The following is a 17,086-nucleotide window of genomic DNA, read 5'->3' as shown; positions in this document are numbered from 1 at the left end:
ATTTTGCAGTCATAACCCTCGAATATTATTAGTTGTACCCAAAAAATATAAAAAAATGTTAGTCTGTAGTATAAATTATTGGTGCTGTTTTGACATAACCATTTAATTCTATTGATATTTCCTTAATAAAAATTTGTTTTTTAGGTTGATAATTGCTGTTTAATTCTAATGTTCCAAACTCATCTAGTAGTTCTAATCCGTCTACCACTCTTCCAAATGCACTATACTGACCATTTAGATTTTTTGCATTTTCGGTCAATATAAAAAATTGCGAACCTTCGGTATTAAACTCCTTACCTCTGGCCATTGCGACTGTTCCTCTAGTCAAGTTTAAACCGTTATCAAAATTGTTAAAACTACATTCACTTTTTATATGATAACCAGGAAACCCAAATCCATTACCTATGGGGTCGCCCATCTTAACAAAATATCCTGGCACAACTTGACTTATAAATGTATATTCATAAAATCCCGATTCTGCCAAGTCCAAAAAATTATTAACTGTATTGGGGGCATAATGTGGGTATAACTCTATTTTTAACTCTTTATTATTATTAAAAACAATTGAGACTATTGGAACAGGTTCGTTTATATTAACTATCGCCAATATACTTTCTCGGTATAAAAAAGCCAATGTCAATATAATTAAAAATCCACTCAACAAAAAATTATTTCTACGCATACATACTTCCCTTATTTTCAACATTTTATCCAGAGTATACCCATAAAAAGGAAAACTTAAACATCCAAATAACAAATATTTATTTAATAACCCGTTCGAAAAAATCAGTGACAAATATATTTCTATATGATACACTTAACCTGTATTCACTACAAATTAATTTGGAGGTTTTCATGAAAAAACATGTTAATAAAATACTCAATTGCTTCACCCTCGCCGGCCTTATGCTTATCACAACACCTGCAGCTGAACCCACATCTTTGACCCCACAAGTTGAGATTACCATCATCGGCACAAGCGATATGCATGGTCATTTAACCGGCTGGAAATATGAAGACCACATTGATACAGCAGATGCTGGCTTCTCACGCGTTGCCACACTCGTTTCTCAAACCAGAGCACAACACGAAAATACGCTAGTTATCGACAATGGTGATACTATTCAAGGTACTATTTTAAGTGATGAACTTTTTAACGGATACATGGACAAACTTCACCCTGTTATTGAAATCATGAATTACATAAACTACGACGTCATGACTTTGGGAAATCATGAATTTAATTTTGGTATTCCATATATTCACAAGCTAGCATCCGATGCTGCATTTCCATTTATCTCTGCCAACATCTATGATAAGGCAAGTAACGAAAACTACTTCGAGCCATATATAATCAAAAATATAGATGGAATAAAAGTCGGCATTATCGGTCTGACAATTCCATCGGTACCTTTATACGATTCTAACAAAGAGGGTATTTTAGATTTAGATTTTAATCATCTAGCATTAGAAGCTGCCAAGTATGTTGAAATCCTCGAAACCAAAGAAAATGCAGATCTCATTGTTATGTCTGTACATGCAGGACTCGATGATCGAGATGCCCTAGACGATTCGACCAACGCCCGTCTTATCGCACAAACCTGTCCTGATATCGACATATTACTATTAGGACACAACCACGAAACCATCAACGAAACTATCAACGGAGTTCTAATTGCTGCGCCATCTGGACATCGTGAAGCCGTACAATTTGATATTACAATGGCTCAGACAGATGGTCAATGGGAAGTCTTCGACAAAACCGCTACTATTCACCAATTGGCAAATTTTGCATCCGACCCCGCTGCAGAAGCCGTGATAGCCTATGCAGATATTGAGGCAAAGCAGTTTTTGAGCGATACAATTGGAATTGTTGCAACAGATTTTCAACCTGCAAACGAAATTGCCGGACTAACCGAAGGATACCTACAAGATACCGCAGTAGTGGATCTGATCAATGATGTACAATTAGCCGCAACAGGAGCAGACGTATCGGCAGCCGCATTGTTTAGCAGCTCATCCAACCTCCTTGCTGGAGAGATCAACTATGGCGACATTTTTGGAATCTACAAATATCCTAACACACTAGTAAAAGTAGAAGTAACCGGTCAGGAGCTCAAAAATTATATGGAATCGAGTGCCAGCTTCTATGACACATACCAAGACGGAGACCTCACCATCGGCTTCGCTCCAAACGTTAAAACTTATAATTACGACATGTTTCAGGGCGTTGATTACAAAATCGATATCAGCCAACCTGCGGGAAACCGCATCGTGGATCTAATGTTTAATGGTCAGCCACTAGCAGATGATCAAGTCCTCACTCTTGCTATCAACGACTATCGCTACAGTGGCATAGGCCCAACAGGCTCTGGAATTATTTCTGGTCACAACATCCACGACTCTGAGACCAGCCTACGCACACTTCTTAAAGAGCATATCGCAGCTGCAACCACCATATCTCCTAAAACTGATAATAATTGGAAAATTATTGGTAACGATTGGGATGCTGAGCTCCGCAATATCGCTGTTGCCAAGTTTGCAGACGGATCGATCGACCCAATTACCTGGCCGATCACGCCATTCACTCAAGCCGACCTCGCAAAACAGTTAGCCAAAGAAAATGCCGAACTACTCGAAACTATCGCTACAATAAATGATTTAACTGCTAGTTTCAATGCTATGCAAACAGCCGGAGCCATATATCCCAGAATCAGTAATGCGGCGCTGCAGTCACCAATTGCTCCATTTACCCAAGCCGATCTAGCATCAACGCAACTTGAGGTCATTACTGCGATCAATAATTTGACAGCTCACTTCAACACTAAATAATACCTTTTTATATTCAAAAGCGACAGTGCCAGATTGTGCTGTTGCTTTTATATTATAATACTACATATTCTCCGGCTGTAACCAAAAAAAAACGACCAGCATCTATTGCCAGTCGCGCATATTATATTTATTCTATTTCTTTAAATTTTACTGCTGTACCACAAACCAATATCTCTGCGGCACCCTGTACTATTGTACTGCTGTTAAAACGAACATTGACTACAGCATCGGCATTCTTAACTTTTGCATTATAAATCATTCGATCGACAGCTTTCTTGCGCGCATCTTCTATCATTTCTGTATAACTTTTGAGCTCGCCCCCCACCATGTTCTTAAATCCTGCGGCAATATCCTGTCCAACATGTTTTGCTTGCACTGTCGATCCCGTTACTAAACCGAGTATTTCCAATTCCTTATCATCAATAAAATCTGTACTTGTTAATAGCATAAATTCCCCCTACACTATACTAATTTTTAAACTTCACTGCCGTCCCATATGCCAATATTTCTGCAGCTCCTTGCGCCACCGTACTACTACTAAATAGTACCGCGACGATCGCATCGGCCTCCAACGCTGTTGCCGCCGCTACCATACGACTTGTGGCTTCTTTTCGCGCATCTTCTAGCATTTCTGTATAGCCTCTGAGTTCTCCACCTATCATATTCTTTAGCCCTGCGGCAATATCGCGCCCCATATGTTTTGACTGTACTGTCGATCCTGTTACTAGACCGAGTATTTCTAATTTCTTCCCATCTATATAATTTGTACTTGTTATTAGCATAAAAATTCCTCCACAATAACTAAATATTACATTGCTATCTTATCTAAATTATATGCACCAGCCTCTGGTAACATTCTGTTTACCAAAATTTGGACAACATTTTTAGATATCGCTGTCCCGTATGCTAATATTTTTACAGCATCTTGCGCCATCATGTCCCGTATTTTTTGATTACACTGTCGATTATTTAAATTTTACTGCCGTTCCATATGCTAATATTTCTGCCGCACCTTGCGCCACCGTACTACTACTAAACATTACCGCAACGATCGCATCGGCCTCTAACGCTGTCGCCGCCGCTACCATACGACTTATAGCCTCTTTTCTCGCATCTTCTAGCATTTCTGTGTAGCCTCTGAGTTCACCTCCTACCATAGTCTTAAAACCTGCAGCGATATCACGTCCCATATGTTTTGATTGTACTGTCGATCCTGTCACCAGCCCCAACACTTCCAATTTTTTATCGTCAATAAAATTTGTATTCGTTATTAACATCAGCATTCCCTCAATTCTATATAGTCATTTCCTCAGCTATCATATTCATATTCACTACGATATATTACAAACTCTTGCGCTAGTCTATTCACTTAATCGAAATAATGCTTCTCTAAATAATTGTTTTAAATCAATATTCATTTCCATTTTTATATTTATAATTGACATAATTCTCTAACATTTCGTTAATTGAGATAGCAGAATTAGCTGGCAATATCATAATCGCCAGCTCTTTTGGTTTATCTACGCCAAACTTACATTATACTTCTATCACAGACCCGTCACCATTGTAGGTGGTGCTTTTTTGCAATACGCCATCTGCATCATACTCATATATAATATACCACGTTACTACACCTGCTGACGTATACATGCTTTCTTGTATCAAATTATTTGCCGCATCATATTCATAGGTGTTATAGACTATCAAGTTATTGCCTTTTACATACACATCTTTTCTAATCTTATTATCATTTTCATCGTATGAATAGATCGTCGATGCCACATTTTCATATACAACACCATCAACAATTGTACTCGTGTTTTCTTCTATCAAATTTCCTTTGGCATCATATTTATATAAGACATAACTCTGCAACTTACCTTCATTGTCATACACGCTATGCTTTGATACCGTTCCGATTTCATTATACTCATATACCGTATAATTATCCAAATTGCCTGCTCCATCATGTGTGCTAAACGTTGCTATATTGTCATTAGCAGTATAAGTGTAGCTCTGAGTTATACTCAGGTCTTGTCCATTGCCATAATATTTTACTGCAAGCAACTTTCCATCCTGATATTCATACTCTTCTTTAGCTACCAACTGCTCATCCAAATACGAGCTTTTCCTTATCAAGTTATTCTGTAAATCATATTCAAAATCAATATAACTGCTCACGTCACCATTTTTATACTGTAAAATTTTTATCATGTTTCCATTACTATCATATTCATATTTGGCATAACTTCCGGTATCTGCAATCTCAATGACAACAGACTCTGCTACCTCCGCAATGGTAGCAGTTTCAGGCCCCACAGTTGCTAAAGCATAATTAGCTGGCAATATCATAATCGTTAATCCTAGTATTTTTGCTAACCAAGGTTTCATAATTATCCCCTCCATTTTTCAAATTTACTTATTCTATAATAGTCCCATCGCCGTCGTGCAACATGGTTTTTACTAACCTTCCATCTGTATCATATTCATATATCATATACCACGTTACTACACCTGTTGATGTATACATGCTTTCTTGTATCAAATTATTTGCCGCATCATATTCATAGGTGTTATAGACTACCAAGTTATTGTTGTTATTGTCTTTTACATACACATCTCTTCTAATTCTATTATCATTTTCATCGTATGCATAGATCTTCGATGCCATATTTTCATATGCAACACCATCAACAATTGTACTCGTGTTTTCTTCTATCAAATTTCCTTTGGTGTCATATTTATATGCAACATAACTCTGTAACTTATCTTCATTGTCATACACGCTATGCTTTGATACCGTTCCGATTTCATTATACTCATATACCGTATAACTCTCCAGATTGCCTGTCCCATCATATGTGCTGACCGTTTCTATATTGTTATTATCAGTATAAGTGTAGTCTAGAATCATACTCAGGTCTTGTCCATTGTCATAATATTTTGCTTCAACAAACTTCCCATCCTGATATTCATACTCTTCTTTATATACCAACTGACCATCCAAATACGAGCTTATACTTATCAGGTTATTCTCTAAACCATATTCAAAATCAGTATAACCGCTCACGTCACCATTTTTATATTGTAAATTTTTTATCACGTTTCCATTACTATCATACTCATATTGGGTATAAGTTCCTGTATCTGCAGTCTCCACGACAACAGATTCTGCTACCTCCGCAATGGTAGCAGTTTCGGGCTCCACAGTTGCTAAAGCATAATTAGCTGGCAATATCATAATCGTTAATCCTAGTATTTTTGCTAACCAAGGTTTCATAACTATACCCTCCATTTTTCAAATTTACTTATTCTATAATAGTCCCATCGCTGTCGTGTAACGTGGTTTTTACTAACCTTCCATCTGAATCATATTCATACTTGCTATATCCCATAAATAAATCTGTAGACACATAGTGATTTTCTTTTATCAAGTTATTGCCCTCATCATATTCATAGGTATTGTATGCCGATAACTGATTTTCCGTATACAAACTTTTTTTCAGCAATCTATCATTTTCATCATACTCATAGATGTTCGTTGACAAATCATTATACACTATATCTCCAAAAGTAGAGCTCACGTTTTCTTTTATCAAATTGCCTCTACCATCATATTCATATACAGCGTTTGTAGTTGATTGCGCATTAAAAACATTTTCTTTTATCACATTCCCCGTCGCATCGCAGTTAAAAATAGTATGCAACTCCAACTTACCTTCGCCGTTGTACGTGCTAGACGTCGCTATATTTCCATTAGCATCGTAGGTATAGTTGGTTCGCAAATCTATATTCTCTCCATCAGTATAAAATTTCTCCATAACCAAGTTTCCATTTTTATACTCATATTCATTTCTGTATATCAACTTCTCGCCAATATACAAGCTATCTTCTATCAAGTTATTATCTACATCATATTCAAACGCAGTATAACCACTCATTTCTCCATTCATATATTGCAGTTCTTTTGTTGTATTTCCGCTAGCATCATATTCGTATGCTGTATATGTCCCTACATCTGCAATCTCTATTGCAATAGCCGCCTTTTCGGTAACAATGGGTGCAACATTTGCTGAAGCATACATAAAATTCGCTGGTATCATTACAATCGCAAGCCCTAGTGTTTTTGTTAACCAAGTTTTATTTTTCATCGTATACTCTCCATTTCTATTGTCTACACCAAAATTATCGTATATATTTCCGATTATACGCCCTACACCTAAAATAATCAAGCATCAAATTATTCCATGCCAAATCGTCTTTCACTTCATTGTTGTGTCTACTCGTCTCCAACACAGAAAATTCCGCATAATTAAATATTATTCTAAAATAATTTATCGATACGTCATCTTTACTTTCGATATGGCATTCTCAAATCTGCAATATAATTTTTCATAAAGTGAATCTTATATATACTCGACGGCATCAGCGCCATATCTTCTACCGTCAAATCTTCATATGCAAAATTTTCGCTATCCAACGACTTATACGGTATAAAATTTGCTTCTTTCACATGTGATCCTAACTTTGATGTCATATCGTTTTCGATTTCTCCATCTTTCATTCTAAACATAACATGACGATTAACCTTTTCTGCTATCGATGCCAAATCGTCTTTTACTTCATTGTTGTGTATACTCGTCTCCAACACAGGAAATTCCGCATAATTAAAAATTATTCCCATTCCATTAAAATAGTTTATCGATACCAACTGCGACTCAAATTCGGGAAACTCAACCATCGCAGCTGCCGCTCGTTGCGCCAACATTCCGCCTCTCGAATGTCCTGTGACGTAAACATTTTTTCCTTCCCAATCCAATGTTCTATAAAGTTCTTTTATCGCATTCTCGGCCCAAATTCCTCCAGGATCTATACCATACGGATAAGTCACCATATTGTTATACCAATCGCCTTTTCCCAACGGCGTATTTATCGCACTTCCCACAGACCCCCTAAACGCAATCACGATGTTATCTGCCAGCTCAAAAACAGCATATGTAAATCCACCAAACTTGGCATCTTCTGTATCATCAGTTCTTTCAGTAAAATAATCCACTACTCTCCAATCAGCCAGCTCTTCCACAGAAGCATAACCCATTCTGGCATTAATCGCCGCCACTTCCATATCCGACAACGCCGCCAACGTGTTGTCCTCTACCAACACAGCTTTCCCCGCTTGCCCTTCCTCCAACAATAACTCATTCTTTTCTATAGCAACCTCAGCCAGTAATAATATATCTGCTCTTATTTGTTCTAACTCTGCCGAAGTAACTGTATCCTCAACAGCTTCACCAGCAAGCAACGCCTCTTCCTCTGGATTAGCCGACTCAACATCCCATGCATCCGCGACCTTTTTCTTCACAATACCGAAAGTCTCTGTAACCAACTTTCCCCCTGTTATAAATGCATCTTCGGCAACATTCAATACATTTTTTAATACCTCATTTTTCTCCTCCGATACAGTTTCCGATGTCACAGCTTTTTCTCCCGATACAGTTTCCGATGCATCAGTTTTTTCTGCCGATACAGTTTCCGATGTCGCGACGCTACAGTTTTTTCTGCCGATACAGTTTCCGATGCATCAGTTTTCTCTACCGATACAGTTTCCGATGCATCAGTTTTTTCTGCCGATACAGTTTCCGATGCATCAGTTTTCTCCCGATACAGTTTCCGATGTCGCAGCTTTTCCTGCCGATACAGTTTCCGATGCATCAGTTTTCTGCCGATACAGTTTCCGATGCATCAGTTTTTTCTGCCGATACAGTTTCCGATGCATCAGCTTTTTCCGCCGATGTAGTTTCCGATGATATCACAGCTTTTTCTGCCGATACAGTTTCCGATGTCGCGACGCTACAGTTTTTTCTGCCGATACAGTTTCCGATGCATCAGTTTTCTCTACCGATACAGTTTCCGATGCACAGTTTTTTCTGCCGATACAGTTTCCGATGCATCAGCTTTTTCTGCCGATGTAGTTTCCGATGCACAGCTTTTTCTGCCGATACAGTTTCCGATGTCGCCGACGCACAGTTTTTTCTGCCGATACAGTTTCCGATGCATCAGTTTTTTCTGCCGATGTAGTTTCAGATGTCGCAGCTTTTCCTGCCGATACAGTTTCCGATGCAACAGTTTTTTCTGCCGATACAGTTTCCGATGCTACAGTTTTTTCTGCCGATACAGTTTCCGATGCTTCAGTTTTTTCTGCCGTTACAGTTTCCGATGCATCAGTTTTTTCCGCCGATACAGTTTCCGATGCATCAGTTTTCTCTGCCGATACAGTTTCCGATGTCGCAGCTTTTTCTGCCGATACAGTTTCCGATGCCGCAGCTTTTCCTGCCGATACAGTTTCCGATGCATCAGTTTTCTCTGCCGTTACAGTTTCCGATGTCTCAGCTTTTTCCTGCCGATACAGTTTCCGATACCTCAGCTTTTTCTCCAGATGCAGTTTCCGATGTCGCCGACGCTACAGTTTTTTCTGCCGATACATTTTCCGATGCATCAGTTTTTTCTGCCAATACAGTTTCCGATGCATCAGCTTTTTCCGCCGATACAGTTTCCGGTGCCGCAACTTTTTCTACCGATACAGTTTCCGGTGCCGCAGTTTTTTCTGCCGATACAGTTTTCGATGTCGCCGACGCTACAGTTTTTTCCGCCGATACAGTTTCCGATGCATCAGCTTTTTCCGCCGATGTAGTTTCAGATATCACAGCTTTTTTTCTGCCGTTACAGTTTCCGATGTCGCCGACGCTACAGTTTTTTCCGCCGATACAGTTTCCGATGCATCAGTTTTTTCTGCCGATACAGTTTCCGGTGCCGCAGTTTTTTCTCCCGATACAATTTCCGATGCCGCGACTTTTTCTCCAGATGTAGTTTCCGATGCATCAGCTTTTTCCGCCGATACAGTTTCCGATGCAACAGTTTTTTCTGCCGATACAGTTTCCGATGTCGCCGACGCTACAGTTTTTTCTCCCGATACAGCTTCCGATGCATCAGCTTTTTCTCCCGTTAAATAGAATACATTTTCCGATGCATCAGTTTTTTCTGCCAATACAGTTTCCGATGCATCAGCTTTTTCCGCCGATACAGTTTCCGGTGCCGCAACTTTTTCTACCGATACAGTTTCCGGTGCCGCAGTTTTTCCTGCCGATACAGTTTCCGATGTCGCAGCTTTTCCTGCCGATACAGTTTTCGATGTCGCAGCTTTTCCTGCCGATACAGTTTCCGATGCATCAGCTTTTTCTGCCAATACAGTTTCCGATGCATCAGTTTTTTCTGCCGATACATTTTCCGATGCATCAGCTTTTTCTGCCGATACAGTTTCCGATGCTTCAGTTTTTTCTGCCGATACATTTTCCGATGCATCAGTTTTCTCTGCCGATACAGTTTCCGATGTCGCCGACGCTACAGTTTTTTCCGCCGATACAGTTTCCGATGCATCAGTTTTCTCCCCCGATACAGTTTCCGATGCATCAGCTTTTTCCGCCGATACAGTTTCCGATGCATCAGTTTTTTCTGCCGATACAGTTTCCGATGCTTCAGTTTTTTCTGCCGTTACAGTTTCCGATGTCGCGGCTTTTTCTACAGGTATAATATTCAATGTCGTGGTTTTTTCTACAGGTACAATATTCGATGTCGTGGTTTTTTCTACAGGTACAATATTCGATGTCGTGGTTTTTTCTACAGGTACAATATTCGATGTCGCGGCTTTTTCTACAGATGCAATTACTGGCAACCTCTCCCTTCCATGATCTAACGTCGCTGTAGCATCTATAATTGAAAATATACTATTTACGCTCGCCAAACTTGCTACTAATTCCGTTTCTTTTTGATTGGCTATATTTATTGTATGATTTTGTTTTTCGTTTGCCGAATTTTTTGGCTCCTCATTTACCGCGAGTACGATATCATTTTCTATTGCACTGATTTTAATTGGTACCTCATTATCATTATTGTTTGCCGCAATCCGCTTTAGCCCCCTGGAATAGACGATCTGTGAAAACATCGCCAAATCTCTTATGCTAACATCCCATATTAGCGGCCGTGGATCCTCTGCGTCACCTATTCCATCCCCATCAGTATCCATCATCGTGGCCCATGCGGCCATTCTATCTGCTATCTCTAGGTTGATTCTTTTCATGTACTTAGTAACATCTTCGGCATTTGCATTCAGTTCAATATAGTATCCATCGATTATTTCATCTGTTACAGTCTCTAACTCTCGAGTCGTTATATTTAAGTAATACAAATTGTCTATTTTGAGATCTATTTTGTCTAGCCCAATCACATTTCTCAGTTCAAATTTAACACCTGTATACCCAGGTAACCCTTCTACTAACCACTGATAATCCTCCGCATCAGCCACAACCAAGTTCTCTAATTTATTAACACTACCTACAGCGGCAACATATGCCATCTCTTTCAAAAATTTTTCTTTACCATCCATTACACCATCAAAATCTGTATCAATTAGAGTAGGATCCAATTTGTATCTTATTTCTGCTTTATCGGATACACCGTCGCCATCAGTATCTGCATTCGTTGGCGATGTTCCCAAAATAATTTCTTCATGATCCCATAATCCGTCATGATCAGAATCCGCATATATTAATTGTGTTCCAATTCCCAGCTCCTCCATATTTGACAAACCATCACCGTCTTTATCATCTGCAGAGTTGGGTGTAAATTTATCAGTTCCCCAGTAATCTTCATATTTATCAGAAATTCCATCATTATCAGAATCAAAGTTAATATCATTCATTCTTGTTGTTGATGAACTAATAATAAGCATCACCACTATTAAACAAGCCACAACCTTTCTAATATTCATAGCTAAACCCTCCTATTCAATGTCTACAATTTCGTTTTTTTGGGGTTATCGAATTCTCAATATGGCAAGTTACTCTATGATATTTTGCTTATTATCCTATGACACAATCTTTAATATAATCTTCCAAAGTTTGATTTACCTCAAATCAGCTCCAAATATTTAGTCGAATCATATAATGTTAAGGGCATAGACTGCATTATCTGAGAATTTTCACCCGGAATTAAATTTATTTTATATGTATCTAACGTACTGTTATTTAAATCATTTGTTTGCGAAGAGAAATTCACTTCTGTAGTCGCAATAATAAATACCACATTTATCCAAAATAATTTATTTTTCATAAAATGCTTTCCTTTCTTATCTTAATTTCATTAATTTTAACAACCTTAATTTTAACAATCTTTACTTTTCTATAACTGTTATATATTTGGTATGTTTTTTTAACTATAATGCCAATTCAGAAATTTTGATCCTTTTATCCATAAAGTGTATAACTATTGCATGTACATTATACTCATTTAGGCTCAAAACAGTTACTCAATCATGTCTTCAATTTGTTTTTCTAAATTAGCATTATAATAAACAACTTATATCGATTTTTTGTATGCAGCTATACAGCATATCTCCAAAATAAACGGGATCCCCGCATATGCTATACTTATTCGACCATCGTTTAGTAAAATATATCCCACTCCTATAAACGTTAATATAGCAAACAATATACTCAATACCAACAATGCTATTTTCATTACTTTTCTCCATCCATTTGCTTTTTTTAAAAATAAAAAAAGCCAGCTACAATGATCATAGCTGGCTTTTATATTCTGAAAACCAAATACAACGAAGAAAAGAATATACTACACAAAACCCATTTCAAATTAGGTCAAACCCTCGAACCATTAGTATTGGTCAGCTCGAATGTTACCACTCTTACACCTCCAACCTATCTACCTTGTAATCTGCAAGGGGTCTTACTTCTTACGAATGGGAAATCTTATCTTGAGGTCTGTTTCACGCTTAGATGCCTTCAGCGTTTATCATATCCAGACTTGGCTACTCTGCTATAGACTTGGTAGTCTAACAGATGCACCAGCGGTCCGTCCAACCCGGTCCTCTCGTACTAAGGTCAGCTCCTCTCAAATTTCCTACGCCCACGACGGATAGGGACCGAACTGTCTCACGACGTTCTGAACCCAGCTCGCGTACCGCTTTAATGGGCGAACAGCCCAACCCTTGGAACCTGCTACAGCTCCAGGATGCGATGAGCCGACATCGAGGTGCCAAACCTCCCCGTCGATGTGAACTCTTGGGGGAGATAAGCCTGTTATCCCCGGGGTAGCTTTTATCCGTTGAGCGATGGCAATCCCACTTTCATACCACCGGATCACTAAGTCCTACTTTCGTACCTGCTTCATCCGTCGATGTCACAGTCAAGCAACCTTATGCCTTTGCACTCTTCGAATGGTTTCCGACCATTCTGAGGTTACCTTTGAGCGCCTCCGTTACTCTTTCGGAGGCGACCGCCCCAGTCAAACTGTCCACCTGACATTGTCCCAAATCCGGATAACGGACTATGGTTAGAAGTTAAGTATTACAAGAGAGGTATCCCAACGTTGGCTCCATCAATACTGGCGTACTGACTTCACAGCCTCCCTCCTATCCTGTACATGTAACACCCAACCTCAGTATCAAGTTACAGTAAAGCTCCACGGGGTCTTTCCGTCCTGTCGCGGGTAACCAGCATCTTCACTGGTACTACAACTTCACCGGGCGTGCTGTCGAGACAGTACCCAAATCATTACGCCTTTCGTGCGGGTCAGAACTTACCTGACAAGGAATTTCGCTACCTTAGGACCGTTATAGTTACGGCCGCCGTTTACTGGGGCTTAAGTTCAAAGCTTCGGATTACTCCTAACCTCTCCCCTTAACCTTCCAGCACCGGGCAGGCGTCAGCCCCTATACTTCATCTTTCGATTTAGCAGAGACCTGTGTTTTTGCTAAACAGTTGCTTGGGCCTATTCTCTGCGGCCAGTATTTCTACTGGCACCCCTTATCCCTAAGTTACGGGGTCATTTTGCCGAGTTCCTTAACAACACTTCTCCCGTCGGCCTTAGGATTCTCTCCTCATCTACCTGTGTCGGTTTGCGGTACGGGTACCTATAATGCAATAGCAGCTTTTCTTGGCAGCTCTTTCAGAATCTTCCCTACTTAAATTTCGGTCCGTATCACAACTTGCTTTGCTCTTCCGGTTTTTCCTAGAAGACCGCTTGTTGCTTACACACGCATTCCCATTTCGTGCAATTCTTATTTCTCTGCGTCCCTGCAGTTCTGATTATAGGTAGTACTGGAATTTCCACCAGTTGTCCATCGACTACGACTTTCGTCCTTGCCTTAGGTCCCGACTTACCCAGGGCAGATCAGCTTTACCCTGGAAACCTTAGATATTCGGCCTATAAGATTCTCACTTATATCTCGCTACTCATTCCGGCATTCTCTCTCTAAACCACTCCATAGCTTCTTTCGATACTACTTCATCGCTGTTTAGATGCTCCTCTACCAATCAATAAATTGATTCCATAGCTTCGGTGGTGTGTTTTAGCCCCGGACATTTTCGGCGCAAGATCTCTCGACTAGTGAGCTATTACGCACTCTTTGAATGAGTGGCTGCTTCTAAGCCAACATCCTAGTTGTCTTCGAAATCTCACATCCTTTTCCACTTAACACACACTTTGGGACCTTAGCTGTTGGTCTGGGCTCTTTCCCTTTTGACTATGAATCTTATCACACATAGTCTGACTGCTTAAAATATCTTTCTGGCATTCTTAGTTTGATATTCTTCGGTAAGGCTCTCGCCCCCCTAGGAAATTCAGTGCTTTACCTCCAGTAGACTTTTTAAACGCTAGCCCTAAAGCTATTTCGAGGAGAACCAGCTATCTCTGGGTTCGATTGGAATTTCTCCGCTATCCACATGTCATCTCCGCATTTTTCAACATACGTGAGTTCGGTCCTCCATTACCTTTTACGGTAACTTCAACCTGCACATGGATAGGTCACCCAGTTTCGGGTCTATTTGCAGTGACTTTGTTTGCCCTATTAAGACTTGGTTTCCCTTCGGCTTCATACATTAGTGTATTTAACCTTGCCACTACAAATAACTCGCCGGACCGTTCTACAAAAAGTACGCAGTCGCACTGTAAATAGTGCTTCCACTGCTTGTAAACATAGAGTTTCAGGTTCTTTTTCACTCCCCTCCCGGGGTTCTTTTCACCTTTCCTTCACAGTACTATTCGCTATCGGTCACCGAGGAGTATTTAGGCTTATGGGGTGGTCCCCACGTGTTCCCACAAGGTTTCTCGTGTCTCGTGGTACTCTGGATACTGCTAGGTGTAGGTCTATTTCGTCAACAGGGCTTTCACCTTCTTTGGCTTGCTTTCCCAAAACAATTAGACTATAGACTTTGTTCCATATCGCAGTCCGAACCCTCAATTACAAGTAATTGAGTTTGGCCTGTTTCCCGTTCGCTCGCCACTACTTAGGAAATCGATTTTTCTTTCTCCTCCTGTTGGTACTTAGATGTTTCAGTTCCCAACGTTCCCTTTATATGGCTATGAATTTACCATATAACAACTGAGGTTTACTCAGCTAGGTTTCCCCATTCGGACATCTCGGGTTATAGCGTTTGTTTGCAACTTACCCAAGCTTTTCGCAGCTTACCACGTCCTTCATCGGCTCTCGGTGCCAAGGCATCCACTCTACGCTCTTAGTAGCTTGACCTATATTTTGGTCTTTGTGTCTTTTCTTGACTAAAGAATTTGTTAAAGAATAAATAGGTTTTTCTATTCAATCTTTTTCGGTTTTGTTGTAGATTATTTCTAATCTTCGTTATATTCAGTTTTCAAAATACAAAATTTCTTAAATGCTAACATCCGTGGTTTGTACCAACTGGGCTGCCCCGCATCTGTTTGTAATAATACAGTATGTTTCTGCGTATGTCAACCCTTTTTATCATTTTTTTCCCATTAATGCACTTATTTCCCCAAAAAATCCGTTGTTATTACTCGTTTTATAGCAGTTTTAAAATTTTTATATGCTATTAAAGATAAGTACGCCCTCTCCCCTACACGCACTTATCTTTATATTTTTTTTAACGCTTAACACTCACACGGTGTTCCATAGTAACAAGATTTCAATATTAAAACCATTTCTTCTTTATTTGGTGTTCTCGGACTCGATCCTGTACACGCATCTTCTATTGCATTGATGGCAATTTCATCTACCTTTGCCAAAAACTCTTTTTCCGAAACCATCCCGTTTCCATAATCTTTTATACAACTCGGTATCGACAAATACGTATTACAATCATTTATCGACTTTATCAATGCATCTATCAATTCATCCGCAGTATCACCTTTTAATCCCACGTATCTCGCTATTTCAACATATCGATTCGCAGCTCTCTCGTCTTTTGCGTTAAATCGTATCACCTGTGGAAGATACATAGCGTTTGCACATCCATGAGGTATATGTCCTTTTTCAAATGCCGCGCCTGTTTTATGCGCTATAGAGTGTACGATCCCCAAAAGCGCATTCGAAAACGCCATCCCCGCCATACATTGCGCATAGTGAACCTTCTCTTTTGCAACTGAATCGCCATCAAAAGACTTATACAAATATTCATATACCATTTTTATAGCTTTTAATGCCAACGGATCTGTAAAATCATTTGCAGCTGTCGAAACATACGCCTCTATAGCATGGGTCAAAGCATCCATTCCAGTATGTGCAACAAGCATTTGAGGCATTGTATCTGCAACATTAGCATCCACTATGGCAATATCTGGCGTAATGTTATAATCTGCCAATGGATATTTAATTCCAGTTGCGTAATCAGTAATTACAGAAAACGCAGTCACTTCAGTCGCTGTTCCCGAAGTCGAAGGAATTGCCACGAAAATTGCCTTACTTCTAAGTGTTGGAATAGTAAACGGATCTTTTATATCATCAAACTTCAATTCCGGATGTTCATAAAACACCCACATAGCTTTTGCAGCATCTATAGGCGAACCACCACCAATCGATACAATTACATCAGGCTTAAACTTTTCCATCGCTTTTGCGCCTTTTAAAACTGTTTCTACAGAAGGGTCTGGCTCCACATTTTCTATAAGCTCTACTTCCATTCCTGCTTCTTCTAAATACTTTACAGTTTGATCCAAAAACCCAAATCTTTTCATCGAGCCGCCGCCAACTACAACCACTGCTCTAGATCCCTTAATATTTTTTAGTTCCTCAAGACTTCCACGTCCAAAATAAATATCTCTTGGTAATGTAAACCTTGCCATTTAAACCACCTCATTAATATCGAATTTTGCAATACTTCAAAATTGTATATTATTTTTATGCAAAATGAAAGTCCCCCTATCTAAGTTT

15 protein-coding genes and 1 rRNA gene are annotated in these 17,086 nt (G+C 39.5%); 2 read left to right on the top strand and 14 right to left on the bottom strand.

From position 1 onward, the window contains the following. Nucleotides 1-58: 58 nt before the first annotated feature. A complete protein-coding gene (locus PCY70_RS06315; protein ID WP_305768844.1) occupies nt 59-682 on the bottom strand; it encodes a peptidylprolyl isomerase in 624 nt (207 codons plus the stop codon). Nucleotides 683-855: 173 nt separating this feature from the next. Here PCY70_RS06315 and PCY70_RS06310 point away from each other — a divergent pair, with 173 nt between their 5' ends. Further along, nucleotides 856-2,832 carry a bifunctional metallophosphatase/5'-nucleotidase gene (locus PCY70_RS06310; RefSeq protein WP_305768843.1) on the top strand — a complete coding sequence of 659 codons (1,977 nt, stop codon included), beginning with the start codon at nt 856-858 and terminating at the stop codon, nt 2,830-2,832. A 127-nt stretch (nt 2,833-2,959) separates the two neighbouring features. Here PCY70_RS06310 and PCY70_RS06305 read toward each other — a convergent pair whose 3' ends face one another. From PCY70_RS06305 to PCY70_RS06275, 7 genes are all read right to left on the bottom strand, one after another. Beyond that, nucleotides 2,960-3,280: a YbjQ family protein gene (locus PCY70_RS06305; RefSeq protein ID WP_305768842.1), complete on the bottom strand. Its 321-nt coding sequence runs from the start codon at nt 3,278-3,280 to the stop codon at nt 2,960-2,962. Between the two features lie 19 nt (nt 3,281-3,299). Further along, nucleotides 3,300-3,614 (bottom strand): YbjQ family protein, encoded by a 315-nt coding sequence (locus PCY70_RS06300; RefSeq protein WP_305768841.1) that lies wholly within the window; start codon nt 3,612-3,614, stop codon nt 3,300-3,302. 183 nt (nt 3,615-3,797) lie between these two features. Further along, on the bottom strand, nt 3,798-4,109 hold the full coding sequence (locus PCY70_RS06295) for a YbjQ family protein (protein ID WP_305768840.1): 312 nt from the start codon (nt 4,107-4,109) through the stop codon (nt 3,798-3,800). Between the two features lie 259 nt (nt 4,110-4,368). Beyond that, nucleotides 4,369-5,223 (bottom strand): hypothetical protein, encoded by an 855-nt coding sequence (locus PCY70_RS06290; RefSeq protein WP_305768839.1) that lies wholly within the window; start codon nt 5,221-5,223, stop codon nt 4,369-4,371. A gap of 28 nt (nt 5,224-5,251) precedes the next feature. Then, complete coding sequence (locus PCY70_RS06285) at nt 5,252-6,112, bottom strand: RHS repeat domain-containing protein (protein WP_305768838.1); 861 nt, start codon at nt 6,110-6,112, stop codon at nt 5,252-5,254. A gap of 28 nt (nt 6,113-6,140) precedes the next feature. Continuing rightward, on the bottom strand, nt 6,141-6,983 hold the full coding sequence (locus tag PCY70_RS06280; RefSeq protein WP_305768837.1) for a hypothetical protein: 843 nt from the start codon (nt 6,981-6,983) through the stop codon (nt 6,141-6,143). Between the two features lie 200 nt (nt 6,984-7,183). After that, a complete protein-coding gene (locus PCY70_RS06275) occupies nt 7,184-8,308 on the bottom strand; it encodes an Mbeg1-like protein (RefSeq protein ID WP_305768836.1) in 1,125 nt (374 codons plus the stop codon). Nucleotides 8,309-8,505: 197 nt separating this feature from the next. On the opposite strand from PCY70_RS06275, the gene PCY70_RS06270 reads away from it, so the two are divergent. Beyond that, a complete protein-coding gene (locus PCY70_RS06270) occupies nt 8,506-8,910 on the top strand; it encodes a hypothetical protein (RefSeq protein WP_305768835.1) in 405 nt (134 codons plus the stop codon). A gap of 308 nt (nt 8,911-9,218) precedes the next feature. Here PCY70_RS06270 and PCY70_RS06265 read toward each other — a convergent pair whose 3' ends face one another. The 6 genes from PCY70_RS06265 to PCY70_RS06240 all read right to left on the bottom strand — a co-directional run bounded on the left by PCY70_RS06265 (nt 9,219) and on the right by PCY70_RS06240 (nt 16,998). Next, nucleotides 9,219-9,536, bottom strand: a complete 318-nt coding sequence (locus PCY70_RS06265; RefSeq protein ID WP_305768834.1) for a hypothetical protein — start codon at nt 9,534-9,536, stop codon at nt 9,219-9,221. After that, nucleotides 9,533-11,656, bottom strand: coding sequence for a hypothetical protein (locus PCY70_RS06260; protein WP_305768833.1), 2,124 nt, complete (start codon nt 11,654-11,656; stop codon nt 9,533-9,535). The genes PCY70_RS06265 and PCY70_RS06260 overlap by 4 nt, the downstream gene beginning before the upstream one ends. Before the next feature lie 140 nt (nt 11,657-11,796). Next, the gene (locus tag PCY70_RS06255) at nt 11,797-11,997 is read right to left on the bottom strand and encodes a hypothetical protein (RefSeq protein WP_305768832.1); all 201 of its coding nucleotides are present in this window, start codon (nt 11,995-11,997) and stop codon (nt 11,797-11,799) included. A gap of 246 nt (nt 11,998-12,243) precedes the next feature. Next, a complete protein-coding gene (locus PCY70_RS06250; protein WP_010169106.1) occupies nt 12,244-12,405 on the bottom strand; it encodes a hypothetical protein in 162 nt (53 codons plus the stop codon). A 130-nt stretch (nt 12,406-12,535) separates the two neighbouring features. Then, nucleotides 12,536-15,430, bottom strand: a 23S ribosomal RNA gene (locus PCY70_RS06245). Nucleotides 15,431-15,807: 377 nt separating this feature from the next. After that, on the bottom strand, nt 15,808-16,998 hold the full coding sequence (locus PCY70_RS06240; RefSeq protein ID WP_305768831.1) for an iron-containing alcohol dehydrogenase: 1,191 nt from the start codon (nt 16,996-16,998) through the stop codon (nt 15,808-15,810). Nucleotides 16,999-17,086 lie beyond the last annotated feature (88 nt).

Source organism: Candidatus Epulonipiscium viviparus, from assembly GCF_030708075.1.
In the GTDB taxonomy this organism is placed as follows: domain Bacteria; phylum Bacillota; class Clostridia; order Lachnospirales; family Cellulosilyticaceae; genus Epulonipiscioides; species Epulonipiscioides viviparus.
The sequence above is the reverse complement of the archived record's forward strand: the minus strand, read 5'-3'. Positions and strand labels throughout refer to the sequence as shown.